This window comes from Bacillus sp. FSL R5-0585 (assembly GCF_038004545.1).
GTDB lineage: Bacteria > Bacillota > Bacilli > Bacillales > Bacillaceae_G > Bacillus_A > Bacillus_A cereus.
Genome location: NZ_JBBORJ010000001.1, coordinates 407,933 through 429,226 on the forward strand (window position 1 = coordinate 407,933; position 21,294 = coordinate 429,226).

A 21,294-nucleotide genomic window follows, 5' to 3' on the forward strand; every position below is an offset into this window, starting at 1 on the left:
TTCTGTAGCAAAAAAACAGGGGATGGGTGCTGTCATATGGGATTATTTAACGACAGTAGACCATAAAAAGATTGCCATTCTCTATTTAATTGCAGGTGGATTGTTTTTTGTAATAGGCGGAATAGAAGCTCTATTTATTCGCCTTCAATTAGCGATTCCTAACAACGCTTTTCTTGTTGGGGATGCTTATAATCAAGTATTAACGATGCACGGTACAACAATGATTTTCCTCGCAGCTATGCCACTCGTGTTTGCATTTATGAACGCCGCTGTACCACTTCAAATTGGTGCACGTGATGTAGCGTTCCCGTTTTTGAATTCACTCGGATTTTGGTTATTTTTCTTTGGTGGAGTATTTTTAAATTTAAGTTGGTTTTTAGGTGGAGCACCTGATGCAGGATGGACATCTTATGCATCTTTAGCTTTAGCCTCTAAAGGTCATGGTGTTGATTTCTATGTACTCGGCTTGCAAATCTCAGGTATTGGTACATTAATTGGAGGTATTAACTTCCTTGTAACCATTATTAATATGCGGGCGCCAGGAATGACGTACATGCGTATGCCGATGTTTACATGGACGACATTTGTAACATCTTCGCTTATATTATTCGCTTTTCCGCCGTTAACTGTAGGATTAGGACTTTTAATGTTAGATCGTTTATTTGGAACAAGTTTCTTTAATCCGGCATTGGGCGGGAATACAATTATATGGGAGCATTTATTCTGGATTTTCGGTCATCCAGAAGTATACATTCTTATACTCCCAGCTTTCGGAATATTCTCAGAAATCTTCGCGACATTTTCGAAAAAACGATTGTTTGGTTATTCATCGATGGTGTTTGCGACTGTATTAATTGGATTTTTAGGATTTATGGTATGGGCGCACCATATGTTTACTGTTGGACTTGGTCCAGTTGCTAATGCTATTTTCTCGGTCGCAACAATGGCGATTGCGGTTCCGACTGGTATCAAAATATTCAACTGGCTCTTTACAATGTGGGGCGGAAGTATTCGTTTTACGACACCAATGATGTGGGCAGTAGCTTTCATTCCATCATTCGTAATGGGTGGAGTTACAGGGGTTATGCTAGCATCTGCACCAGCTGATTATCAATTTCATGATAACTATTTCGTAGTAGCGCATTTTCATTATGTAATCGTTGGCGGTGTTGTATTTGGTTTACTTGCAGGAGCTCATTATTATTGGCCACTGATGTTTAATAAAGTATTAAATGAAACATTAGGAAAGATAACGTTTTGGCTATTCTTTATCGGCTTCCATTTAACTTTCTTTATTCAGCATTTCCTTGGCTTGATTGGTATGCCACGCCGTTACTACACATATCTTGAAGGGCAAGGGTTGGAAATGGGGAATATGATTAGTTCCATCGGAGCGGTGTTTATGGCTCTTGGAACGATTGTTCTTCTATTCAATGTAATTAAAACGACAGTATCAAAAGAAAAAGCTGGTCGTGATCCGTGGGATGCACGTACATTAGAATGGACAATGCCAGCACCGACACCAGAATATAACTTTAAACAATTACCATTTGTTCGCGGATTAGATCCGTTTTGGATTGAAAAACGTGAAGGTAATAAAGAGATGACAGCAGCGGAACCAGTTGGTGATATTCATATGCCAAATCCTTCGTTTTCACCATTTGTCATTTCTTTCGGATTGTTTATAGCGGCATTTGGTGCGATGTATATGCAGGGCGGAAAAGATAAGTTCTGGTTATTAGTAGCAATTATTGGTTTAATCATTACATTTGGCGCAATGTTCCTACGTTCAGTAATTGATGATCATGGGTATCATATTCATAAAGAAGATTTAGAGGATAAGGGGGGCAAGGCATAATGCATATAGATGAAAAATTAACGAATGAAACATTTCCAGCAGAGCCTGAAAAAGCAACCCTTGAAGGGAAAAATAAGTTTGTCGGTTTTTGGTTATTTCTTGGAGGCGAAACAGTGTTGTTCGCTTCCTTATTCGGAACATATTTAGCGTTAAAGAATTCTACAAATGGTGGACCAACATCTCAAGAGATGTTCCAAATGCCACTCGTTTTCATTATGACGATGCTTTTATTAACGAGTAGCTTAACGAGTGTATATGCGATGTATCACATGAAAAACTTTAACTTTAAGAAAATGCAGCTTTGGTTACTAGTAACAGTATTGCTAGGTTTAGGGTTTTTAGGGTTTGAGATATATGAGTTTTATCATTATACACATGAATTTAAGCATACTATGAGAAGTAGTGCGTTTGGCTCTGCGTTTTATGCTCTTGTTGGTACACATGGACTCCACGTATTGTTTGGGTTATGTTGGATTCTAACATTAATCTTTAGAAATGCGAAGAGAGGTCTAAATTTATACAATGCACCGAAGTTTTATGTTGCATCGATTTATTGGCACTTTATTGACGTAGTTTGGGTGTTTATTTTCACTGTAGTATATTTAATGGGAATGGTGGGATAAACAATGGCGATAAAGCAAACGAATAATCCTAAAGTTGATCTTGTTTATCGGAAGAGAAAAAGTGCGGAGGAAATGAGGCATCAAGTTATTACGTTTGCATTAATGATTTTTTTAACATTAGTTGCATTTGTAGCGGTGGCGTATCCAAAAACTTTTAGTCCGATTTTCTCTGTACCGTTTATTTTACTATTAGCAGTGGTACAAGTAATTTTTCAATTGTATTATTTTATGCATATGAGTCATAAAGGACATGAAGCAGCAAGTTTCTTTCTTTACTCTGGTCTGCTAATAGGGTTAATTACAATTTTAGCTTTTATGACAATCGTGTGGATTTGAAAAGTGAAAAATAAGGGAGCTTGTGTTGTCACAGCTCCCTCTTCATATTATGAGATAACCTTACGAAGGTAGGTGTGAAAATGAGTAACTTGTGGATATTTGGTTTTCAGGCTTTATGGAGTCCAATCTTTTTATTATTTATGCTTTCGATTCTTATTGGGTACTTCTTAATTATTGGGCCATATAGAATACGATTTGAAAATGCGACGAAGGTAAGTAAGAAGCAAATTTTTTATTTTACGACTGGTATTGTTCTTTTGTATTTTGTAAAGGGAGGGCCTATTGATTTAATTGGCCATATTATATTTAGTGCTCATATGTTTGAAATGGCAGTCATGTATATTGCAGTTCCACCGTTACTGTTGCTTGGTATACCAATTTGGTTATATTGTTACATTACTTCTTTTAAGTTTGTTCAAATTATATTAAAGGCATTTGCTAAACCGCTTATTGCGTTATTTGTATTTAACGGCCTGTTTTCTTTTTATCATTTACCAGTTGTTTTTGATACGGTAAAACAAAGTCAAATAGCTCATCCTATTTGTCTCGCTATATTGTTTTTTACAGCAATCATGATGTGGTGGCCGATGTTAAATCCATTACCAGAATATCAAACATTAAGTGATATAAAGAAACTTGGTTATATGTTTGCTAATGGTATATTATTAACGCCTGCTTGTGCGTTAATCATTTTTGCGACAGCCCCGTTATTTGCAACGTATACGGATCCGGCTGCTTGGATGAAAGCGATGGAACTATGTGTACCAGCGGGCACTTTATCAGATTTAAATATAACGGGACCAGAATTTTTGCACTGGATGCCAGTCGTACAAGACCAGCAAACTGGTGGTATCATAATGAAAATTGTCCAGGAAATAGTGTACGGTACAATTATAGGCTATGTATTCTTTAGATGGGCACGTAGAGAACGTGAAAAGGATAAGGAGCAGTTGCAACAATTGCCGCCGTATTTACAGACTAAGTAAAAAAGTGTATGGGATTCCATGCGCTTTTTCTTTTTAGTTTTAGCTACTTTGAAAAGATTGAATTTTCTAACTTTTTATGTTAAGTTAGTGTAGGCGTGTACTAAAAGTGGAGATGAAATTTACTACTAGCTTTCATGCGTAATAATTCCATATGTAGTGCAAGTTTTTTAGAGAGTTACAAATTATATATTGTTATCTTTAATAAACACGAACTATTTTAAGGGGGAGTTTAAATGGGTAGTAGTGGAAGTATGGTAAAGCCGATTAGTGGTTTTTTGACAGCACTAATTCAATATCCAGTACCAGTAGTAGAATCGCGTGCAGACATTGATAAACAAATTCAACAAATTATAAAAACAATTCATTCGACCAAATCAGGTTACCCTGGTTTAGAATTGATAGTATTTCCTGAATATAGTACACAAGGGCTCAATACAAAAAAATGGACTACAGAAGAATTTTTATGCACAGTGCCTGGGCCAGAAACAGACTTATTTGCCGAGGCATGTAAAGAATCTAAAGTATATGGTGTTTTTTCAATAATGGAGAAAAATCCTGATGGTGGAGAGCCATATAATACAGCAGTTATTATTGATCCACAAGGTGAAATGATTTTGAAGTATCGTAAGCTAAATCCTTGGGTGCCAGTCGAGCCTTGGAAAGCTGGAGATTTAGGCTTACCTGTTTGTGATGGACCTGGAGGAAGTAAATTAGCTGTTTGTATTTGTCATGATGGCATGTTCCCTGAAGTAGCTCGTGAAGCGGCCTATAAAGGTGCAAATGTCTTAATTCGTATTTCTGGATATAGTACACAAGTTAGTGAACAATGGATGCTAACCAATCGTTCAAATGCATGGCAGAATTTAATGTATACATTGTCGGTAAACTTAGCGGGTTATGATGGCGTATTTTATTACTTTGGTGAAGGACAAGTATGTAATTTTGATGGGACTACTTTAGTACAGGGACATCGAAATCCTTGGGAGATTGTTACTGCTGAAGTATATCCAGAACTAGCAGATCAGGCTAGATTAGGATGGGGATTGGAAAATAATATATATAATCTAGGTTCAAGAGGATATGTAGCAACTCCTGGTGGGGTGAAAGAAAATCCATATACGTTTGTAAAAGATTTAGCTGAAGGTAAATATAAGGTTCCTTGGGAAGATGAGATTAAAGTGAAAGATGGATCTATTTATGGATATCCAGTAAAAAAAACGATTCATTCTTAGGGAAGGGAAATAAAACAAGCGCATCATATTGATGCGCTTGTTTTTGTTAATCAATAATTTGAAATTCTTTTAACTCTTTTTCGACATTTTGTAGGAGTTGTTCGCTTTTTTGAAGTACATTCGTTGGGAAAGTCTCATCATCACCATATTCAACGCCGTGAGGATAATAATGTTTTCCTAATAAGGGGGGAAGTAGTTTTACTTCAGCGTGTCTACTGCCAATGTCACCTTCAACAGCAACTCCTTGCACTCGTAAATAATAAACATCCTTTAATATTTCAAATTTATAATCGTATGTAACTCGCTCATAATCCCACTGTCCGGCAAGTACGAAGTGGTTGTTTTCCATGATTTCAGTTAAAAGAGTTAATTCAACGACGGCTCCATTAAATTTCGTATTTGTAAATTGCATATAATACCTCCTTTTTTAATGTTACACCATTATTTTTATAATAGTATGAATAATAAGAAAGTGCAATTCATATTGAGAGAAAAGGGATAATCCAGACTTTTTTCACAAAAATATGATATAGTGAAAAGAGTACGGTACACACAAAAAGAAAGAAAAGGATTTGTGTATATCTCAATTTTATGTTTTGTTCAGGAGGTATATCGTTTGAAGAAATTATTGCGTATCGTAATGATTACATTTTTAATTTTAGCTGTTGATTTATACGGGAAATTACTCGTTTCACAATATATATTAACCCCATCTCAATCAAAGCAAGAAAATAAAATTGTGAAAAAGAAAAAGCAAATTAAGGAAGACTCCTCAGACACTGTTTTAAATATGATTGGTGAAGACTCTGAAAACTTATTAGCGAAGTGGGGAGAACCCTCTCGAATAGAGCCATCTGCATACGGATATGAATGGTGGGTATACAACCAGGATTTAACTCAGTATGTTCAATTTGGAGTTTCTGAACGTAAAGTTGTAACGGCATACGCAGCTGGTGAACAAGTTAAGGTTCCACCTTATTATATAAATGAAAAATATGAAGAAGTATATAAAAAAAGTCCGCTTTCGCATGAAATTTCATTAAAAAGAGGGAAAAATAGTTATCAATTTGAGCTATCTGATACCGAAGTCATGGAACAACCGTTAATACCTGTAGAAGATGGATGGGCGCAATTGTATTTTGATCAATTTACACATGAGCTTGTTGGTGTTCGTTATATGGATGATGAAACTTTATTACGCCAAAGACCGTATCAGCTCGTTTATTCAGGTGAATTAATAGCAGAACAACCATTGACTCCAGAAAAAATAAAACAAGTAGAAAATGGGAATATGCAACAAATTTTTGATTTAACAAATATCATTCGAAGTCGTCATAAATTACCATTATTAACATGGGATCAGGAAACAGCAGATGTTGCTGTTGGTCACAGTAAAGATATGAAAGACAATAATTATTTTTCTCATGACTCACCTACATTAGGTACACTAGGAGATCGTTTGCAGCGCGGGAAAGTAGGATTTCAACTTGCTGGTGAGAACATAGCGGCGCAACATAGTGATGGAATTGCGGCAGTGCAAGGTTGGTTAAATAGTGAGGGGCATAGAAAGAATTTATTAAATGAACAATTTACAGGATTAGGTGTTGGTGTATACGATAAATTTTATACACAAAACTTTATTCGAAAATAAAGTGAAATTGTAAGCGGTGGGGTGTTAACATCACCAAATTAGTTACTTCGTATTCACTGAATTGTAGGTGGGAATCTGACCGTATGCAAATAGCAGAAAAAAAGGTGCATGAATCGTCTAAAAATAGGCGAACCATGCGCCTTTTTTTTCTTACTATATAGTAGATATACATGGAGAGGTGAGGATTATGCCAACAACAAAAGGACCGTTACATCCATCGGTTCAACAGTTTAAAGAATTTGTAAACCATCACCCTAAAATGGTTCATGAGGTTAGAAGTGGTCATAAAACATGGCAACAATTTTATGAAGAATGGTACTTACTTGGTGAAGAAGATCCAATATGGGCAACTTATAGACCGGATGGAGCGCCTGCGTTTTCTTCGGTAAAAGAAAATAAAAAAGAAAAAGATAATCGAACTGAAGAGGAAAAAACTGCTGATGTGATGGGGCAAATGCTTTCTTTTTTTAAAAAGTTGGACGTGGAACAAATGCAGAACCATTTAGCCAATGTGACGAGTGCAATCGGGAGCGTGCAACAAGTTATTCAGCAATTTCAAGGTAACCGTACGCAGCAAGAGCAAAGTACTTCAGAAAATAACCCATTTTTCTTTCAAAAGGATTAGGGGGAAAGATGATGAGAGCAGAAATTATGGAGTTTATAAAGGCTGATGAGGATTTATCTCGCTATATTAGAGAGCAACCGTACTGGTATAGAAAATTAACACGAAATCCTGAAGAAAAAGAGGCTTTTGAGTTAGCGGCGATGCAACATTTCAAAAAAACAATACCAGATAAAGTGGAAAAGTTTCAAAATCAATTGGCCGTTGCTTCGATCATGATTGATATGTTTCAGTATATGAAGCAACAAAATGCAACCTAATTGGAAGTGAAAAATATGTCCGTCATGCAGAACTTTTGTTACAATAGAGGTTGATTATTTAAAAAGGAGTTGCAGCATGACGGAAATTTGTTTAGTACGACATGGACAAACTGATTGGAATTTTCAAGAAATTATTCAGGGGCGAGAAGATATTCCGCTTAATGAAGTTGGTAAGAAGCAAGCGAGTCAGAGTGCAGCTGCTTTACAAGAAGAAACGTGGGATATCATTATAAGTAGCCCGTTAATTAGAGCGCAAGAAACGGCTAATGAAATTGCAAAGACAGTTGGATTACAATCGATTTTATTAGATGAGCGATTTGTTGAACGGAATTTTGGAGAAGCTTCAGGGAAGCCGGTTGCGGCTGTTAGAGAGTTGATTGCTGAAGGTAAAGTAGAAGGTATGGAGCGAGATGAAGAGATTGTAGCTCGTTGCTTTGCTGCTTTAGAAGATGTTGCGACAACTCATTTTGGCAAACGTATTATTATTGTTGCTCACTCACACGCGATAAAAGCGATTTTACATGCCATTGAACCAGATGAAATTACATTTAAGACACCATTAAAAAATGCGTGTATTAGTTATGTGAAACAAAATAGTGGAAAGTGGGATGTTCTTAAATATAATATAGCGGAACATATTAATGTATAAGTGTGTACGGATATAGTGTAAAAATAGTTTCATTATATCTTTCTTTTGAGTAAGTCACTTCAATTAGTAGTTCTAATCTAAATGTGGTATGATGGATACTCGGAGGTGTCTCTCATGATTGTAGCGACGCTAGAAAGCGTATTAATATTAGATAAGGCAGAGCAGCTTGCAAAAGCGATTACCTGTTCAGATATAGCAGAAGATTATCGTAAGTATTATAGAGAATTACATGAAGATATGGAACTTCAGACGCTCATTCAGCAATTTACAGCGATGAAAGAACGGTATGAGGAAGTACAGCGTTTTGGAAAATACCATCCTGACTATACTACCGTGTCAATGAAAATGAGAGAATTAAAGCGTTCTGTGGACTTACATGATAAGGTTGCAGCTTTTAAAAGAGCAGAAACTGCTTTGCAGAAGTTATTAGACGAAGTTAGTGTAGCAATCGGTTCGGAAGTGTCTTCTTCCATTAAAGTGCCAACAGGAAATCCATTCTTTGATGCTGGTGGCTGTGGTGGAGGTTGTGGTACTGGCGGAGGTTGTGGTTGTAAAAAAACGGGGTGATGTACCCCGTTTTTTAGAAGTTGGAAGAAAACGTATACAGAGTTTGTCCTGTAATGTTATAAATTTCTGATTGGTTTTCATAGAATATAAAATATATGTTTTTAAAAGGAGAAGATGGAGAAGATTATGTTCGGGCAACGACAAAGTATGATTGTTTATTTACATTCATTGAAACATGCCAAGATTTTAAGGAAATATGGTAACATACATTACATATCAAAACGATTAAAATATGCTGTAGTATATTGTGATATGGAACAAATTGAGCATATGATGCATAAGTTGAACAAACTTCCTTTTGTGAAAAAGATAGAACAGTCGTATCGCCCGTATTTAAAAACGGAATTTGAAAATTCCCGTCCTGATCGAGCAAAAGAATACGATTATAGCTAATAGAAAAAATCCCCGGCTAAATTTAGCCGGGGATTTTTCACTTGAAATAACGTGTTATTTCATCGGAGGAATGAAATTGTTCATTCGTAAAATACCAATTAAATGATTAAAAAATAGTTCTTTTTCTGGGAAAGTTGTAGATGGTTTTACAGTAAAGGTAGCCACTTTTTTTCCGAGTTGTTCTGCCGTTTCTTCAAATAAAATGACACGTTTACTTTTTTTATTTTCAAATACAGGAATGCCTTCACGACATATGTATAATGGTTGGAAATCACCAGTAGTAGTTGGTTTTAATATTACAACAAGCGAACATACTTTTTTATCGTTTTTTATCGTTTCAAATTGTAACATATGTGCTATACGTTCTTGATTTGTTTTGGCAATTTCAAGTAATTCATATAAATCAGAGTAGCCTTCTCCAAGTTCTATAAAGCGTTGAATCATATCTTTTCCTCCTCTTTCTTTTACTGTACCATTTCACTTTTTAAATGAAAAGCACACAAAGAAAAAAAACCCTGCATAGCAGGGCCCTTCTTATACTAGCATGTACTAGTAAGAAGGCAAAGGGAGAGGAGAAACCGGAGGAAGAACTTATGGGGAAACGTAAGTCTTCTCCGCGGTTGGCAACAACATCGAAGGTGATGTTGTTATAATTATTTATGTCCAATCTAAATGAAGATATACATAATGAAATTAAATTTTATGTTGGGCTTTTTATTTTTCTTTTTTTTATTTTGTGATAGGATAAAAAAGATAAAGTGGAACTAATATACATATTGGGTTCATATTAGTGAATGATGAGATGAATACATAAAAATAACGAGAGGTTATTTGAGGCCGAGTTTTCCTATAGTTAGGTGAATGTGGTTTGTTAACGGTTACCGAAGTGGGAATGGCTTTCTATAATCGCTCGATAGATTGAAATAAAGGTAGTGACAACAGATGAGAGTAGTTTCAGGAAAATGTAAAGGACACCCACTTAAAGCGGTTCCTGGTAATACAACACGTCCAACGACAGATAAAGTAAAAGAATCTATTTTTAATATGATAGGTCCTTATTTTGATGGTGGTATCGCCCTTGATTTATTTGGTGGTAGTGGTGGTCTTGGAATTGAGGCATTGAGCAGAGGGATTGATAAAGCAATTTTTGTTGATCGGGATAGTAAAGCGATAAAAGTAATTCATCAAAATTTAGAAAGTTGTAGAGTACAGGAACAAGCTGAAGTATATCGAAATGATGCTGAACGTGCAGTAAAGGCGCTAATAAAACGTGAAATGTCATTCGATCTTATATTGATAGATCCTCCATATAAAGAGCAAAAAATTGTATCTTTAATTAGTATAATGGATCAACATGGATTGCTACATAGTGATGGATTAATTATGGCAGAGCATGGTAATGATGTAGTTTTACCTAATTCAATAGGAAGGCTTGTAAAAGTACGAGCTGAGAATTATGGGATTACTGCAATATCGATTTATAAGTATGAAGGTGAGGGGACAGAATGACAAGTATAGCTATTTCTTCAGGAAGTTTTGATCCAATTACCCTTGGGCATCTGGATATTATTAAAAGGGGAGCAAAAGTATTTGATGAGGTGTACGTAGTCGTTTTAAACAATTCATCAAAAAAACCATTCTTTTCAGTTGAAGAGCGATTAGAATTAATTCGAGAAGCGACAAAGGATATCCCGAATGTAAAAGTAGATTCGCATAGTGGGCTATTAGTAGAGTATGCAAAAATGCGTAATGCAAATGCAATATTACGTGGTTTACGAGCAGTTTCTGATTTTGAATATGAGATGCAAATTACTTCTATGAATCGAAAATTAGATGAAAATATTGAAACATTTTTTATTATGACAAACAATCAATATTCATTTTTAAGCTCGAGTATTGTAAAAGAAGTTGCGAGGTATGGAGGAAGTGTAGTAGATCTTGTACCCCCTATTGTAGAACGTGCTTTAAAAGAAAAGTTTCAAACCCCGTTAAAGTGAACGGGGTTTTTCTTTATATGTGCGCAAAAATAATAAAATAACATATAAGTATAGACAAAATAATGTGAAAATTGGTCCATAATGTATAAAAGATGTCCAAATTTCATGTAGTATAGAAGGATGCTCGGATAAAAATACAGGAATATCTTTTGGCATAGGCGAGAAAGAACTCACTTTCTCATAAAATGGTGTCCAAAATACAAATGTAAAAATAGGGGCAAGAATACTTTGAATAATTCGTGCGAAAAAATAGGGTTTAAATCGGATATCTGTTTCAGCTAATATGCTAGCAACTTGTGCCTGAATAGAAAGACCACTAAATGCTAAAATGAAGCTTGTTACCATAGCTTGCTGTAAGAGCGGTGTTTCATTTATTTGACTAATCATTTGGCTTCCGAGTGTCATTTCGAAAATACCTGATAATATAGGTATACTAAAATCTGTACTTAGTTGGAAGAATGATAAAATATGTTGCATAATAAAAGAAAGAGCTGCTGTAATGTGAAATACAGTAATCATTTTATTTAACACAGAGAATAAAATAATAAATCCGCCAATCATAAGTAATGTTTGAATAGAAGAAACAATGGCATCCCCAAGTAATTTACCAATTGGTCTTTTTTCTTGTAAGCGTGTCTCGTGAAGGATTAAAAAAGGGTTTTGAAAGCGACGTTTTTTTGTAGTGTGTGTATTAATTTTGTAAGCGGTATTATCGCCGTAAAAACGCATAATTAATCCGACAGCAAAGTTACTGAAATAATGGGCAGCGGCTAATATAATTCCTAATTTCGGATTATTAAAAAAACCGATAGACACAGCACCGAAAATAAAAAGTGGATTAGAAGAATTTGTGAAAGAAACGAGGCGCTCCGCTTCAATCTGAGTTAAAAGATTGCTTTTTCGTAGTCTAGCGCTTAATTTGGCGCCTGCAGGGAAACCAGAAGCCATTCCCATCGCCCAAACAAATCCGCCTATCCCTGGAACGCGAAAAAGTGGGCGCATGAGTGGTTCTAATATAACGCCAATAAATTTTACAACACCGATACTAATTAGAAGTTCCGCAATGATGAAAAACGGTAGTAGTGAAGGGAATACAACTTCCCACCATATATTTAACCCGCGAATAGAAGCTTGCAAAGCGGCTTGGGGGTGGAGTACAAGAGAAAAGGTTAAAAATAGCGTTGATATGGTAAGGAAAGCGGTTTTCCATTTTTCATACATGTAAGTAAATCCCCCTTTGTCCCAAAAAACGTTCATTTCAGTATACGTGGATACGTAGTGAATTTAGACCATAAGTATGAAAAAGGAATGAAAAAAATTAAAGGGTGAGAAAAATGAAAGAACCAAAGATTGGTTTAGCACTTGGGTCTGGAGGAGCGAAAGGGTTTGCTCATATTGGTGTAATAAAGGTTTTAAGGGAAGCGGGTATCCCTATTCACATGATTGCAGGAAGTAGTATGGGGGCGCTAATAGGTACGTTTTATGCGGCAAGTAGTAACGTTGAAAGATTGTATAAATTGGCATCTGTTTTTAAGCGGAAGTATTATTTAGATTTCACGGTACCGAAAATGGGATTTATTGCTGGAAAACGTGTCAAAGATATGATTAAAATGTTTACATATAATAAAAATTTAGAAGAGTTAGATATCCCGACGGCTGTTGTGGCTACTGACATATTGAAGGGGGAAAAAGTGGTTTTTACAAGTGGGCCAGTTGCAGATGCGGTGAGGGCTAGCATATCTGTTCCTGGAGTGTTTGTACCAGAAAAAATAGATGGAAGATTATTAGTGGATGGTGGAGTCATTGACCGCATCCCAGTATCGGTTGTGAAAGAGTTAGGGGCCGATATTGTTATCGCTGTTGATGTATCTCCAATTAAGGTAAATGGCGATGTTACGTCCATTTATGATGTAATCATGCAAAGTATTGAAATTATGCAGCATGAGCTTGTAATGAATCGGCAAATTGCATCGGATTTAATGATGCGACCAGCTGTAGAGCAATTTAGTTCACGTGCTTTTACAAACATTGAAGACATTATTCGAGTTGGAGAAGTAGAAGCAGAAAAACATATTTCAAATATTTATTTATTAATTGAGCAGTGGAAGGAGAAACATAATGTTTAAGCGTTTTCGGTTTATATATGCAATCTTAATAGGGGTTATATTGGCGATGTTACTTGTTTACGTACGTTTACCGTATTATATAACAAAACCAGGAATGGCTGCCAAATTAGAGCCTTATGTTCAAGTTGAGGGTGGAACGAAAGAATCTGGTGATTTTATGCTTGTTACGGTTTCAATGGGACCAGCAAATGTGGTGAATTTAATAGCGGCACAGTTTAATAAATATACACATATTTCGAAAGCGGAAGAAATATTGCAAAAAGGTGAGAGTGATGAAGAATATCAATTTCGCCAAAATTATGCGATGAAAGATTCACAAAATGCAGCAATTTATAATGCATATAAACGTGCAAATCGCTCAGTATCTTTTGAAAATAAAGGTGTGTTAGTTGCTGGTGTGGCAAAAGGAATGCCGTCAGAAGGAAAGCTTAAGCTTGGTGATGTTATTATAGCTGTTGACGGAAAAACGTTTGAAAAGACGGAGCAATTTATTGAATATATGACAGGGAAAAAAGAAAACGATGCTGTAAGTATTGAGTACATGAGAAATGGAAAACAATTGAAAGAGAATTTAAATGTAAAGACGATTCCTAATGGGAATGGACGTGTCGGTATAGGTGTTTCTATCGTTACGGAAAGAGAATTAGTGGTCGATCCGAAAGTGAAAATTAATTCTCATGAAATTGGTGGACCATCCGCAGGTTTAATGTTCACATTAGAAATATATAATCAACTTGTGGAAGAAGACTTAACGAAAGGACGTGAAATAGCTGGAACAGGTACAATTAATGAAAAAGGAGAAGTGGGCCCGATTGGTGGTATAAATCAAAAAGTGGTGGCTGCTAGCGATGCTGGGGCTGAAGTGTTCTTTGCGCCAAATGAAAAAGGTGCGGAGAAATCGAACTATAAAGATGCACTTGAGACTGCAAAGGATATTAAAACAAAAATGAAAATTGTACCAGTGGATACGCTGGATGATGCGTTAACATATTTAGAAAAGATGGATAAGGAAAAAACCTCTCTGAAATAGAGAGGTTTTTTTATAGGAATTTTGTAGTTGTTTCATCATAGCGAACAGGATGGTGTGTTATATCCTGTTTTAATAGTTGTGTGCGTAACGGTTCGTGCATGATGGAGAAATATACAGAGTTTGCTTTTTTCTCTATATCTAAAGCGGCATGGTCGAATGTTTTTGTATGAGTAAGGATTGGAAGTTCGATTTTTTTCTTATTTTTTGAAAGGTAAGTTTGTCCTTTTTGTGACATGCCTAGCAGGCGAATATATGGTGCGTGTTGTTCTATATTTGCACTACGTATATCCTCTTTTGTTGTGTTTGTTAAAATGTGTGTACAAGCTCTTTGTAATCTAGTCCATGTATAACGTTTTGTTTTTAATGCTTCCATGAATGAATAGAAGGAGGAACTGTTTTGTATTTTTGATAAAATACGATGCTCTAAACCTTCTTCTATTTCATATATATGTCGTAAGTCCCCTGGAGACATCGTCATGAGTCTATATTTAAAAAATGAAAAGTATTGTTCCCAATTATGTAATATCCCGTAGTTTTGTTTGTAATTTGCTAAAAGCGAAGTGGTTGCCTGTGGGAGAAAAGGTTCAATTGTGGTAAATGATCCTTCTTCGCTAAAGAGTTGTTTTCGGATGCTTGTCGCGCTTGCAATATGTTGGTCATTAAATGTTTCATCATGATAATGAGAGGCAAACCTTTTTATAGTTTGAGCTTGTATAGAGCTATTTTGTGACAGAATTGCTTTCATATATTGGAAGCCTAAAATATTATTTGGTTGTGACATATCTATGTTTTTTTCAGATGTTAAAATGTGTGAGAAAGCATCCGATGTTGCTTTTGCATAACTATTACCAGCGTCCATGAATTGTTTTACAAGGCAGTTAAAAGTCTCTTCTTCGTTTTTTTGTATGGAGATGGTATTATAAAAATTTTCGATTTGTCCATCCTCACTACCGAAACAAATTTCGGAAACACGTAGGGCATTTAAAATGGAAATAGCACCATTTGCGAAGGTTTCAGCCTTTTGTGTTGCAAAGACGTATGGAAGCTCTACAACAAGGTCTACGCCGTTTGCTAAGGCCATTTTAGTGCGATACCATTTGGAAATGAGTGCGGGCTCACCACGCTGTAAAAAAGGACCACTCATAACGGCAATTATTATATCGGATTGTGTTAACTTTTTTGTCTGTTGCACATGATAAAGATGACCGTTATGAAAAGGGTTATATTCAACAACAATACCACCAGCTTTTATGGTAATCTCTCCTTTCGATGTAGCATCTTTTTGAAAAACGTGATACTCTATATATTATTTACTATGATGACTTCATTATAGTGTAAAGAAAAAACTTACACTATAAAAGCATTATATCACTTATACCGCAGGGTTTAACCTTCTTGTTTTTCTTCATCGACCACTTTTTGACCACTTCGACCACTTTTCAGTACATTTCCTAGCATTTCAGTTACCTCAATTTGCCGTTCTTCATAAACATCAGTATAAATATTTAAAGTTGTAGAAACATTTGTATGACCAAGTAATTTTGAAACAACCTTTGCATTTGCGCCAGAATCGATTAAAATAGTTGTAAACGTTCTTCGGATATCGTGGAATCTAATATACGGTACGGCAATTGCTTCGCACAAAGCTTTCATTTGGTAACGTATCGTATATGGATGCACGATTTTTTTATTTCTTGTACAAATTAATAGGTCGAAAGAATTATCTTTTTTATGACTTTGATATTCTAACAGCTCTCCCATTAATTCTTCAGTCATTGGAATCATTCGATTAGATGCTTCGGTTTTTGTTTCACCTAGTTCATACTTACCATCCACAAGCGTTAATGTTCTTTGTACATGAATGACCTTGCTTTCGAAATTAATATCCTTCCACTGTAAAGCTAATACCTCACCGATACGCATACCTGTATGCAAAGCTAAAACAAACGCAATATAGTAGCTTCCTTGTATTTTTGCATACTCCATAAACTTCATCGCTTCTTCAACTGTCCAACTAGCTTGCGCTTTCTTTTTAACCTTTGGCCGCTTTGCTTTCTTAGCTGGATTAGAATTAATCATTTCTAGCTCGACGCCTTTATCAAGGATTTGTTTTAACATAACATCAACGGATGAAATGTATTTCGTAGTAAGACCCTCTTTAAGTAGCTTCTGATGAAAATTATGAACAGTTAGAGGTTTTATATCTGATAACCTCTTTTCACCAAATTCAGGCATAACACGGGAGCGTAGAATGCGTTTGTATTGATACAATGTTGATGGTCTACATGATGATTCTTTTTCTTGCATCCAGATTTCTACGAGCTGAGAAAAGCGAATATCACTATTCTCATAATCCCCATTTGCTAAATCATTTGTTACTTTAGCTACTTCTTCTTGAGCAGCTTTCTTTGTTTTAAAACCACCTTTAGTGATTTGTTTCCGTTTACCTGTGATAGGGTCTTTGCCGACATCCATAGTAAAAGACCACTTCTCACCACGTTTACGAAAGTATGCCATGATTTTTCACCTCGTCATAGTCGTTTTCCAGATACAAGCTGTGATATGTGGTAGTGGTATAAGAAATGATAGCATGTGAGTCTAATTTATGTAAAAGGAAATATAATATAAAATGGCGTATGTATTATAAAGAGGGATTATCTTTGATCCCCCTTTATAAAAAATATTGAAAAATGTATTTGTGTTAACACCGATTCTTTAGTGCTTGAATAATTTATAAAGTAATAAGATAATAATATTACTGGAGGTGTTTTAGCATGCTTACTAAAAAAGCTAATAATATATTCAATAAGGCATTAAATGAAATTAATGAAATGAACGACGAATACGAAAAAATGAAAGCTCAAAATAGTACTAAGTCATCTGAAATTAGATCCGCTATTCAAATGAAATCTAAAAAATTTCATTCGAATAAACAAGGTAAAAATGGAATGTTTAGTTTTATTCGTAGTAAATAGCTAAAGGTGTAACTAGAACATCACCCTCTTTTATTATGTTCATAGAACCTAATACAACGTCAAAAATTATACTAGGAATTACATTCATTTGACTTGGGTCCACTAATTTGGAAGGGTCTCCAATTTGTACGTCTTCTTTTAAGCCAATAATTCGTACTAAAAATTTTAACTTTCGGTTGTCATCTGTACGTAGAGATAAAGATTCGGAACCTTCTCTAAGATATTTTTTCTTAAGTAATCCGAGTTTATTCCCCATTTTAATTACCGATGCGCCCCCAAATACAGTATTTGTATACGAGCTGTAGACTTCCATTTGTTTAAGAGTTCTAAGGAAAGGTCTTAAAGATTCGTAATTTTCTACCATTGATTTTGCCTCGTTAATCTTTTGGAGTTCTAAGTTACTGGTCTGTTTAGTGATCTTTTTGTTATGAAGTTGAAAAGCTTCCTCCATACTAAGAACATGACCAGGTGTTCCAAATGACATAATTTCCCCTAATGCCTCAACATTAGAAATTTTATTAATAAGATCAAAATCGTAGTATTGGTACGTTGCTTCTCCTAAGTGTAAATCACCCACATTAAAATCTGGTCCATGTTTAAGATGCTCTTGTTCCACTAATTTGTTTTCTAGAATATTTAATGAATAGTCATGAAAAGCTTTATTCAAAATGTCTTTTTCCCCTTCTAGAAATGTTCTAGAATCACTGGTTGTTTCGGTAGAGGTTGTAGTGACTTGCCCGTCTATTCCAGTTTTGCCAAAAAGAAGTCCTCCTAGGTGAATGCCTCCCTTTACAGTTCCTTGCTTCGCAAAACTAGATTGTTGCCCCTCTGTTAAACCTTCTTGCGAGTTTTGTTCAGCAGAGAAGCTAGTGATAAGACCTTGATCTAGTTGTGCGAGTAATGAGTTTGTTAAATCTGTGTCTAAATAAATTATTTCTTTCATAGTTTCCTCCTAATTATCTGTTTATTTGAAATACATAATTATTATATTTGAAATACCACGTATATTTTGTCGCTATTTGTCGGATGATTATAGATTGTAAAAAGTGAATTTATATGAGAATAGAGCTACAATATACATAGAAAGGTGGGTAAAGAGATGAGAGAATTCACAAAGGACCCTGGTGGTCACAGAGTAGTTGATCCTGGTGTAGGTTGGCATAACGAGCCAGGCGGTGGTGGTTGGAAATATGACGAAGATCCAGGAACAGGATGGAAACCAATTTATGGTCCAGGGACAGGTATATAAAAGAAAGGAGAGAGTGAGATTATGAAAAGCTACATACAAGACCCAGGAGGTTCAAAGGTAATTTCTGATCCAGGAGGAACAGGTGGAAGTCCATTAGTACTTGATACAGGTAATGGGGGCGCAGGATTAAAAATAGAACCAGGTGGCCATAGGATGAATGAGCCAGGTGGTGGAGGCTTAAAAAATAATACTGATCCAGGAGGATGGTAATTATGTTGTTACGCTCTAAAGAATCACAGGAACCTGGTACAGGATGGAAGTTATACGATCCGGGGACAGGAGTGGGTGTGGGGATTTTCGATCCAGGACCAGGCGGGGGATATACAACTGATCCAGGTGGTGGATGGCGAAAAGAACCGGGAGGCTTAAGAAAATGAAACGAGATAACTTTGATCCAGGCGGTTTAGGTAGAAGTCAATTGAAGTATGATCCAAATCCGGGTGGAGGGTATTGGAAAGATCCAGGTGGCGGAATGGGGATGTATGATCCTGGGGCAGGTGGAGGATACATAAAAGATCCAGGCACAGGAATATAAAAAAAGAGAGCTAAGTGCTCTCTTTTTTTGTTGATGAAATTTTGTTAATTTTTACCGTTGCGATTGGAAATGTTTTCTACTACAATCGACTCATAACAATTCTTTTTTCTCGTTTAAGAATTGCGTGTAAAACTTGAGTTGTTTACAGAATTGTTCTCGTTGGGATTCATCTAGGCCTGCGAAAACCGTTTGAATTTCATCGAGAACATTTTTTAAGTGCTTTTCACTTGTCGTGAATTTTCGGCCCATTAGTGTATCGACAGAGATATCAAAAAATGACGCGATACGATCTAGCGAATCCAAATCCGGCTCATTAAAATTAGTTTCCAAATTACTAATCTGACTACGGCTTAATTGGACTTTATCGCCGAATTCGGCTTGTGTTAAAGTGCGGGCATTCCTAAATTTTTTTAAATTTTCTCCAAATGTATTCATGCCTTTATTATAAATAAGGCATTATTTTTAGACTATATATACCAAATAATTTGCCTTAAATATTATATTTGCTTAATTTTTTGGACTGTATTTTAAAATACACTAGAACAAGTGTTCTTTTAATAGTAAAATATTCTTAGTGAAAAAGGAATTTTCGAAAAAAACTTTCTCAACATGATTTGATAATAAACCGAATGGAAGATTCTAAATCTTGTGATAAACTGATTTTAAGTATAAAAATAAGAACAAAAAAGACCCATAGCGCAGCAAAAGTAGTGTGCAGCCACTCTTATGCTGTTCCCCTAATACGGTAGGGAAAATACTTGCCATGAGTCAGCACAAGTATAACATATAAACTTAAAAAAAACTTGAATGGTATAGGTTTTCTATTGAGAAAGTTCAGGGAAGGTGTCTCGCGTTCAAGGAGGCTTCGTTATGAATAAAGTATCTAGTTTAAGTGGTATTGTTTTAGATGATGAATTGAATTCAGTAAAGCTTTCAAAAATCACAAATTTATCACAGTCAAATTTATGGAAAACATTGAATGGAAAAGTACCTATGACTTTCGCAAAATTAGTTAAGATATTGAGTGGTCTTGACTCTGAAGAACAGAAGATGGCAGTGGTTCAAGAATTTTTAAAGTATACAGATAAAGAAGCTGATATAAGAACTGCAATGTATTATTTATATCAGTCAGGTTATACAGAATTACTTCATAATCTTGTTGAGAACGATTATAAACAATCTGTAACTAATAATTATAGAGATATATTCCGAGTTTGTTTGGATAGACAAACTCAATCATTGAGATCGGGAGCGTTTCTTAAAGAAATTGAAACATTACGTACAAAAGTGAATTTAAATAAAACAGGTGTGAATATTCTTGTGAATACCTTAAGTGTATATGGTTATTTTGATTTAGGGGCATATAATGTATTAACTGTTCTCCAAGGAATTATTCAGGAGAAAATTGATGAAATGCCAAAAGGCTTAGAAAAGACATTAAACGAAGTGGAATTAAATATAATCTGTGCATATGCACGTTTAATGCAAGACGAAGTAAAAACGGCAAGGGAATTATTACAGCATGTACTAGAGAAACAAGAGATTCCGCGTTTATTGAAAGCTACAGCACTTAGTATTTTTGCTGAGAGTTATATTTTCAGTAATCCTGATAAAGCATTGTATTTTTTTGAATTATCGCTTTTAGAATTAAGAAAGATTAAGAATAACAAATCATTACTAAAAAGAAAATTAGTGGAAAATACAACCGCTTTCTGTTGTATTATTCATAATATTCCTGTAAAATTAGAATATATACATGACGACGCTGAAATTGCGTTACAGTGTATTCGTCAAAACAAGAACAGTGAAGCTTGCAAGATATTAAATCAAATCAACAATCGAACTGCAACTCAAGATTTTTATTTATCGATTGCGATGAATGATGAAGAATTGAGAAAAAAGGCATATCACCGGTTCTTAAAGGACGGAAACTTATTCTACATAAAAATTTTTGATATCTTAAAGTGAGGGACAGTGAGAATGAAAAAAATAATTGCTAGTGTAGTTATTGCATGTACGCTCGCATTATCAGTGTTATCGATTAGTTCGGTACCAACTAAAGATAATCAAGCAACAGGAAAAGTAAAAGAAGTACAACTAATGAAAATGGATCCAGGTACTTTAGGATAACAAATAAATTAAAATGCCATTGCATCTAAGGGTGCAATGGCATTTCGTACGTTTAAGGGGTTATTCATTTTCTAC

General features: G+C 35.3%; 29 protein-coding genes. 22 read left to right on the forward strand and 7 right to left on the reverse strand.

The window, feature by feature from the left end; genetic code table 11:
• Positions 1–22 precede the first annotated feature (22 nt).
• The 5 genes from ctaD to MKY38_RS02310 all read left to right on the forward strand — a co-directional run bounded on the left by ctaD (position 23) and on the right by MKY38_RS02310 (position 5,035).
• Positions 23–1,858: a cytochrome c oxidase subunit I gene (gene ctaD, locus MKY38_RS02290; protein ID WP_153579316.1), complete on the forward strand. Its 1,836-nt coding sequence runs from the start codon at positions 23–25 to the stop codon at positions 1,856–1,858.
• Positions 1,858–2,481, forward strand: coding sequence for a cytochrome c oxidase subunit III (ctaE, locus tag MKY38_RS02295; RefSeq protein ID WP_114555474.1), 624 nt, complete (start codon positions 1,858–1,860; stop codon positions 2,479–2,481). The genes ctaD and ctaE overlap by 1 nt, the downstream gene beginning before the upstream one ends.
• 3 nt (positions 2,482–2,484) lie before the next feature.
• Positions 2,485–2,817, forward strand: coding sequence for a cytochrome c oxidase subunit IVB (gene ctaF, locus MKY38_RS02300; protein ID WP_000985706.1), 333 nt, complete (start codon positions 2,485–2,487; stop codon positions 2,815–2,817).
• A gap of 80 nt (positions 2,818–2,897) precedes the next feature.
• On the forward strand, positions 2,898–3,803 hold the full coding sequence (gene ctaG / locus MKY38_RS02305; RefSeq protein WP_341047951.1) for a cytochrome c oxidase assembly factor CtaG: 906 nt from the start codon (positions 2,898–2,900) through the stop codon (positions 3,801–3,803).
• Positions 3,804–4,036: 233 nt separating this feature from the next.
• Entirely contained in the window at positions 4,037–5,035 is a 999-nt protein-coding gene (locus MKY38_RS02310) for a formamidase (protein WP_000535802.1), read from the forward strand.
• A 46-nt stretch (positions 5,036–5,081) separates the two neighbouring features.
• Here MKY38_RS02310 and MKY38_RS02315 read toward each other — a convergent pair whose 3' ends face one another.
• Entirely contained in the window at positions 5,082–5,447 is a 366-nt protein-coding gene (locus tag MKY38_RS02315; RefSeq protein ID WP_001160947.1) for a YugN family protein, read from the reverse strand.
• A gap of 204 nt (positions 5,448–5,651) precedes the next feature.
• Here MKY38_RS02315 and MKY38_RS02320 point away from each other — a divergent pair, with 204 nt between their 5' ends.
• From MKY38_RS02320 to MKY38_RS02345, 6 genes are all read left to right on the forward strand, one after another.
• The gene (locus MKY38_RS02320) at positions 5,652–6,686 is read left to right on the forward strand and encodes a CAP domain-containing protein (RefSeq protein ID WP_000735378.1); all 1,035 of its coding nucleotides are present in this window, start codon (positions 5,652–5,654) and stop codon (positions 6,684–6,686) included.
• A 187-nt stretch (positions 6,687–6,873) separates the two neighbouring features.
• The gene (locus MKY38_RS02325; RefSeq protein WP_001143346.1) at positions 6,874–7,311 is read left to right on the forward strand and encodes a YlbD family protein; all 438 of its coding nucleotides are present in this window, start codon (positions 6,874–6,876) and stop codon (positions 7,309–7,311) included.
• Between the two features lie 11 nt (positions 7,312–7,322).
• Positions 7,323–7,568, forward strand: coding sequence for a YlbE-like family protein (locus MKY38_RS02330; RefSeq protein WP_001200990.1), 246 nt, complete (start codon positions 7,323–7,325; stop codon positions 7,566–7,568).
• Between the two features lie 76 nt (positions 7,569–7,644).
• Positions 7,645–8,217 (forward strand): histidine phosphatase family protein, encoded by a 573-nt coding sequence (locus MKY38_RS02335; RefSeq protein ID WP_000134946.1) that lies wholly within the window; start codon positions 7,645–7,647, stop codon positions 8,215–8,217.
• Positions 8,218–8,331: 114 nt separating this feature from the next.
• Positions 8,332–8,784 (forward strand): YlbF family regulator, encoded by a 453-nt coding sequence (locus MKY38_RS02340; protein ID WP_114555475.1) that lies wholly within the window; start codon positions 8,332–8,334, stop codon positions 8,782–8,784.
• A 126-nt stretch (positions 8,785–8,910) separates the two neighbouring features.
• A complete protein-coding gene (locus MKY38_RS02345) occupies positions 8,911–9,177 on the forward strand; it encodes a YlbG family protein (RefSeq protein WP_002082261.1) in 267 nt (88 codons plus the stop codon).
• A gap of 54 nt (positions 9,178–9,231) precedes the next feature.
• Here MKY38_RS02345 and MKY38_RS02350 read toward each other — a convergent pair whose 3' ends face one another.
• Positions 9,232–9,621 (reverse strand): DUF7147 family protein, encoded by a 390-nt coding sequence (locus tag MKY38_RS02350; RefSeq protein ID WP_000616017.1) that lies wholly within the window; start codon positions 9,619–9,621, stop codon positions 9,232–9,234.
• A gap of 498 nt (positions 9,622–10,119) precedes the next feature.
• On the opposite strand from MKY38_RS02350, the gene rsmD reads away from it, so the two are divergent.
• Positions 10,120–10,686: a 16S rRNA (guanine(966)-N(2))-methyltransferase RsmD gene (gene rsmD, locus MKY38_RS02355; RefSeq protein WP_001266978.1), complete on the forward strand. Its 567-nt coding sequence runs from the start codon at positions 10,120–10,122 to the stop codon at positions 10,684–10,686.
• Positions 10,683–11,174 (forward strand): pantetheine-phosphate adenylyltransferase, encoded by a 492-nt coding sequence (gene coaD / locus MKY38_RS02360; RefSeq protein ID WP_000200601.1) that lies wholly within the window; start codon positions 10,683–10,685, stop codon positions 11,172–11,174. The genes rsmD and coaD overlap by 4 nt, the downstream gene beginning before the upstream one ends.
• Here the strand turns inward: coaD and ylbJ are convergent.
• Entirely contained in the window at positions 11,166–12,395 is a 1,230-nt protein-coding gene (gene ylbJ, locus MKY38_RS02365) for a sporulation integral membrane protein YlbJ (protein ID WP_000273082.1), read from the reverse strand. The two genes, coaD and ylbJ, sit on opposite strands and share 9 nt — an antisense overlap.
• Positions 12,396–12,508: 113 nt before the next feature.
• Here ylbJ and MKY38_RS02370 point away from each other — a divergent pair, with 113 nt between their 5' ends.
• Together MKY38_RS02370 and MKY38_RS02375 are read left to right on the forward strand one after the other, a co-directional pair.
• Positions 12,509–13,300, forward strand: a complete 792-nt coding sequence (locus MKY38_RS02370; protein ID WP_000662588.1) for a patatin-like phospholipase family protein — start codon at positions 12,509–12,511, stop codon at positions 13,298–13,300.
• Positions 13,293–14,330, forward strand: a complete 1,038-nt coding sequence (locus MKY38_RS02375; protein ID WP_065222949.1) for a SepM family pheromone-processing serine protease — start codon at positions 13,293–13,295, stop codon at positions 14,328–14,330. The genes MKY38_RS02370 and MKY38_RS02375 overlap by 8 nt, the downstream gene beginning before the upstream one ends.
• A gap of 10 nt (positions 14,331–14,340) precedes the next feature.
• Here MKY38_RS02375 and MKY38_RS02380 read toward each other — a convergent pair whose 3' ends face one another.
• Positions 14,341–15,522: a nucleotidyltransferase gene (locus tag MKY38_RS02380; RefSeq protein ID WP_065222950.1), complete on the reverse strand. Its 1,182-nt coding sequence runs from the start codon at positions 15,520–15,522 to the stop codon at positions 14,341–14,343.
• Positions 15,523–15,716: 194 nt separating this feature from the next.
• Positions 15,717–16,847 carry a site-specific integrase gene (locus MKY38_RS02385; RefSeq protein WP_231009395.1) on the reverse strand — a complete coding sequence of 377 codons (1,131 nt, stop codon included), beginning with the start codon at positions 16,845–16,847 and terminating at the stop codon, positions 15,717–15,719.
• A 257-nt stretch (positions 16,848–17,104) separates the two neighbouring features.
• On the opposite strand from MKY38_RS02385, the gene MKY38_RS02390 reads away from it, so the two are divergent.
• Positions 17,105–17,305 carry a hypothetical protein gene (locus tag MKY38_RS02390; RefSeq protein ID WP_231009396.1) on the forward strand — a complete coding sequence of 67 codons (201 nt, stop codon included), beginning with the start codon at positions 17,105–17,107 and terminating at the stop codon, positions 17,303–17,305.
• Here the strand turns inward: MKY38_RS02390 and MKY38_RS02395 are convergent.
• Positions 17,289–18,248 carry a DUF6414 family protein gene (locus MKY38_RS02395; protein WP_341047963.1) on the reverse strand — a complete coding sequence of 320 codons (960 nt, stop codon included), beginning with the start codon at positions 18,246–18,248 and terminating at the stop codon, positions 17,289–17,291. The genes MKY38_RS02390 and MKY38_RS02395 overlap by 17 nt on opposite strands.
• 156 nt (positions 18,249–18,404) lie before the next feature.
• Between MKY38_RS02395 and MKY38_RS02400 the strand changes: the two genes are divergently transcribed.
• Genes MKY38_RS02400 through MKY38_RS02415 form a run of 4 tightly spaced genes read left to right on the forward strand, consistent with a single transcriptional unit; the run spans position 18,405 to position 19,089 of the window.
• Positions 18,405–18,554: a hypothetical protein gene (locus MKY38_RS02400; RefSeq protein ID WP_231009398.1), complete on the forward strand. Its 150-nt coding sequence runs from the start codon at positions 18,405–18,407 to the stop codon at positions 18,552–18,554.
• Between the two features lie 21 nt (positions 18,555–18,575).
• Positions 18,576–18,764 (forward strand): hypothetical protein, encoded by a 189-nt coding sequence (locus MKY38_RS02405; RefSeq protein ID WP_231009399.1) that lies wholly within the window; start codon positions 18,576–18,578, stop codon positions 18,762–18,764.
• A gap of 2 nt (positions 18,765–18,766) precedes the next feature.
• Positions 18,767–18,931, forward strand: a complete 165-nt coding sequence (locus tag MKY38_RS02410) for a hypothetical protein (RefSeq protein WP_231009400.1) — start codon at positions 18,767–18,769, stop codon at positions 18,929–18,931.
• Complete coding sequence (locus MKY38_RS02415; RefSeq protein ID WP_231009401.1) at positions 18,928–19,089, forward strand: hypothetical protein; 162 nt, start codon at positions 18,928–18,930, stop codon at positions 19,087–19,089. The genes MKY38_RS02410 and MKY38_RS02415 overlap by 4 nt, the downstream gene beginning before the upstream one ends.
• Positions 19,090–19,179: 90 nt before the next feature.
• Here the strand turns inward: MKY38_RS02415 and MKY38_RS02420 are convergent, their stop codons facing one another.
• Positions 19,180–19,524, reverse strand: coding sequence for a helix-turn-helix domain-containing protein (locus MKY38_RS02420; protein ID WP_205190449.1), 345 nt, complete (start codon positions 19,522–19,524; stop codon positions 19,180–19,182).
• A 435-nt stretch (positions 19,525–19,959) separates the two neighbouring features.
• Between MKY38_RS02420 and MKY38_RS02425 the strand changes: the two genes are divergently transcribed.
• A complete protein-coding gene (locus MKY38_RS02425) occupies positions 19,960–21,057 on the forward strand; it encodes an AimR family lysis-lysogeny pheromone receptor (RefSeq protein WP_205190450.1) in 1,098 nt (365 codons plus the stop codon).
• 12 nt (positions 21,058–21,069) lie between these two features.
• Complete coding sequence (locus MKY38_RS02430) at positions 21,070–21,219, forward strand: hypothetical protein (protein ID WP_000719898.1); 150 nt, start codon at positions 21,070–21,072, stop codon at positions 21,217–21,219.
• Positions 21,220–21,294: the final 75 nt, after the last annotated feature.

Excerpts from the sequence above, each read along its gene's own strand:
- ctaD (WP_153579316.1), top strand. The coding sequence starts at position 23 with ATGGGTGCTGTCATATGGGATTATTTAACGACAGTAGACCATAAAAAG.
- ctaE (WP_114555474.1), top strand. The coding sequence starts at position 1,858 with ATGCATATAGATGAAAAATTAACGAATGAAACATTTCCAGCAGAGCCT.
- ctaF (WP_000985706.1), top strand. The coding sequence starts at position 2,485 with ATGGCGATAAAGCAAACGAATAATCCTAAAGTTGATCTTGTTTATCGG.
- ctaG (WP_341047951.1), top strand. The coding sequence starts at position 2,898 with ATGAGTAACTTGTGGATATTTGGTTTTCAGGCTTTATGGAGTCCAATC.
- MKY38_RS02310 (WP_000535802.1), top strand. The coding sequence starts at position 4,037 with ATGGGTAGTAGTGGAAGTATGGTAAAGCCGATTAGTGGTTTTTTGACA.
- MKY38_RS02315 (WP_001160947.1), bottom strand. The coding sequence starts at position 5,447 with ATGCAATTTACAAATACGAAATTTAATGGAGCCGTCGTTGAATTAACT.
- MKY38_RS02325 (WP_001143346.1), top strand. The coding sequence starts at position 6,874 with ATGCCAACAACAAAAGGACCGTTACATCCATCGGTTCAACAGTTTAAA.
- MKY38_RS02330 (WP_001200990.1), top strand. The coding sequence starts at position 7,323 with ATGAGAGCAGAAATTATGGAGTTTATAAAGGCTGATGAGGATTTATCT.
- MKY38_RS02335 (WP_000134946.1), top strand. The coding sequence starts at position 7,645 with ATGACGGAAATTTGTTTAGTACGACATGGACAAACTGATTGGAATTTT.
- MKY38_RS02340 (WP_114555475.1), top strand. The coding sequence starts at position 8,332 with ATGATTGTAGCGACGCTAGAAAGCGTATTAATATTAGATAAGGCAGAG.
- MKY38_RS02345 (WP_002082261.1), top strand. The coding sequence starts at position 8,911 with ATGTTCGGGCAACGACAAAGTATGATTGTTTATTTACATTCATTGAAA.
- MKY38_RS02350 (WP_000616017.1), bottom strand. The coding sequence starts at position 9,621 with ATGATTCAACGCTTTATAGAACTTGGAGAAGGCTACTCTGATTTATAT.
- rsmD (WP_001266978.1), top strand. The coding sequence starts at position 10,120 with ATGAGAGTAGTTTCAGGAAAATGTAAAGGACACCCACTTAAAGCGGTT.
- coaD (WP_000200601.1), top strand. The coding sequence starts at position 10,683 with ATGACAAGTATAGCTATTTCTTCAGGAAGTTTTGATCCAATTACCCTT.
- ylbJ (WP_000273082.1), bottom strand. The coding sequence starts at position 12,395 with ATGTATGAAAAATGGAAAACCGCTTTCCTTACCATATCAACGCTATTT.
- MKY38_RS02370 (WP_000662588.1), top strand. The coding sequence starts at position 12,509 with ATGAAAGAACCAAAGATTGGTTTAGCACTTGGGTCTGGAGGAGCGAAA.
- MKY38_RS02375 (WP_065222949.1), top strand. The coding sequence starts at position 13,293 with ATGTTTAAGCGTTTTCGGTTTATATATGCAATCTTAATAGGGGTTATA.
- MKY38_RS02385 (WP_231009395.1), bottom strand. The coding sequence starts at position 16,847 with ATGGCATACTTTCGTAAACGTGGTGAGAAGTGGTCTTTTACTATGGAT.
- MKY38_RS02390 (WP_231009396.1), top strand. The coding sequence starts at position 17,105 with ATGCTTACTAAAAAAGCTAATAATATATTCAATAAGGCATTAAATGAA.
- MKY38_RS02395 (WP_341047963.1), bottom strand. The coding sequence starts at position 18,248 with ATGAAAGAAATAATTTATTTAGACACAGATTTAACAAACTCATTACTC.
- MKY38_RS02400 (WP_231009398.1), top strand. The coding sequence starts at position 18,405 with ATGAGAGAATTCACAAAGGACCCTGGTGGTCACAGAGTAGTTGATCCT.
- MKY38_RS02405 (WP_231009399.1), top strand. The coding sequence starts at position 18,576 with ATGAAAAGCTACATACAAGACCCAGGAGGTTCAAAGGTAATTTCTGAT.
- MKY38_RS02410 (WP_231009400.1), top strand. The coding sequence starts at position 18,767 with ATGTTGTTACGCTCTAAAGAATCACAGGAACCTGGTACAGGATGGAAG.
- MKY38_RS02415 (WP_231009401.1), top strand. The coding sequence starts at position 18,928 with ATGAAACGAGATAACTTTGATCCAGGCGGTTTAGGTAGAAGTCAATTG.
- MKY38_RS02420 (WP_205190449.1), bottom strand. The coding sequence starts at position 19,524 with ATGAATACATTTGGAGAAAATTTAAAAAAATTTAGGAATGCCCGCACT.
- MKY38_RS02425 (WP_205190450.1), top strand. The coding sequence starts at position 19,960 with ATGAATAAAGTATCTAGTTTAAGTGGTATTGTTTTAGATGATGAATTG.
- MKY38_RS02430 (WP_000719898.1), top strand. The coding sequence starts at position 21,070 with ATGAAAAAAATAATTGCTAGTGTAGTTATTGCATGTACGCTCGCATTA.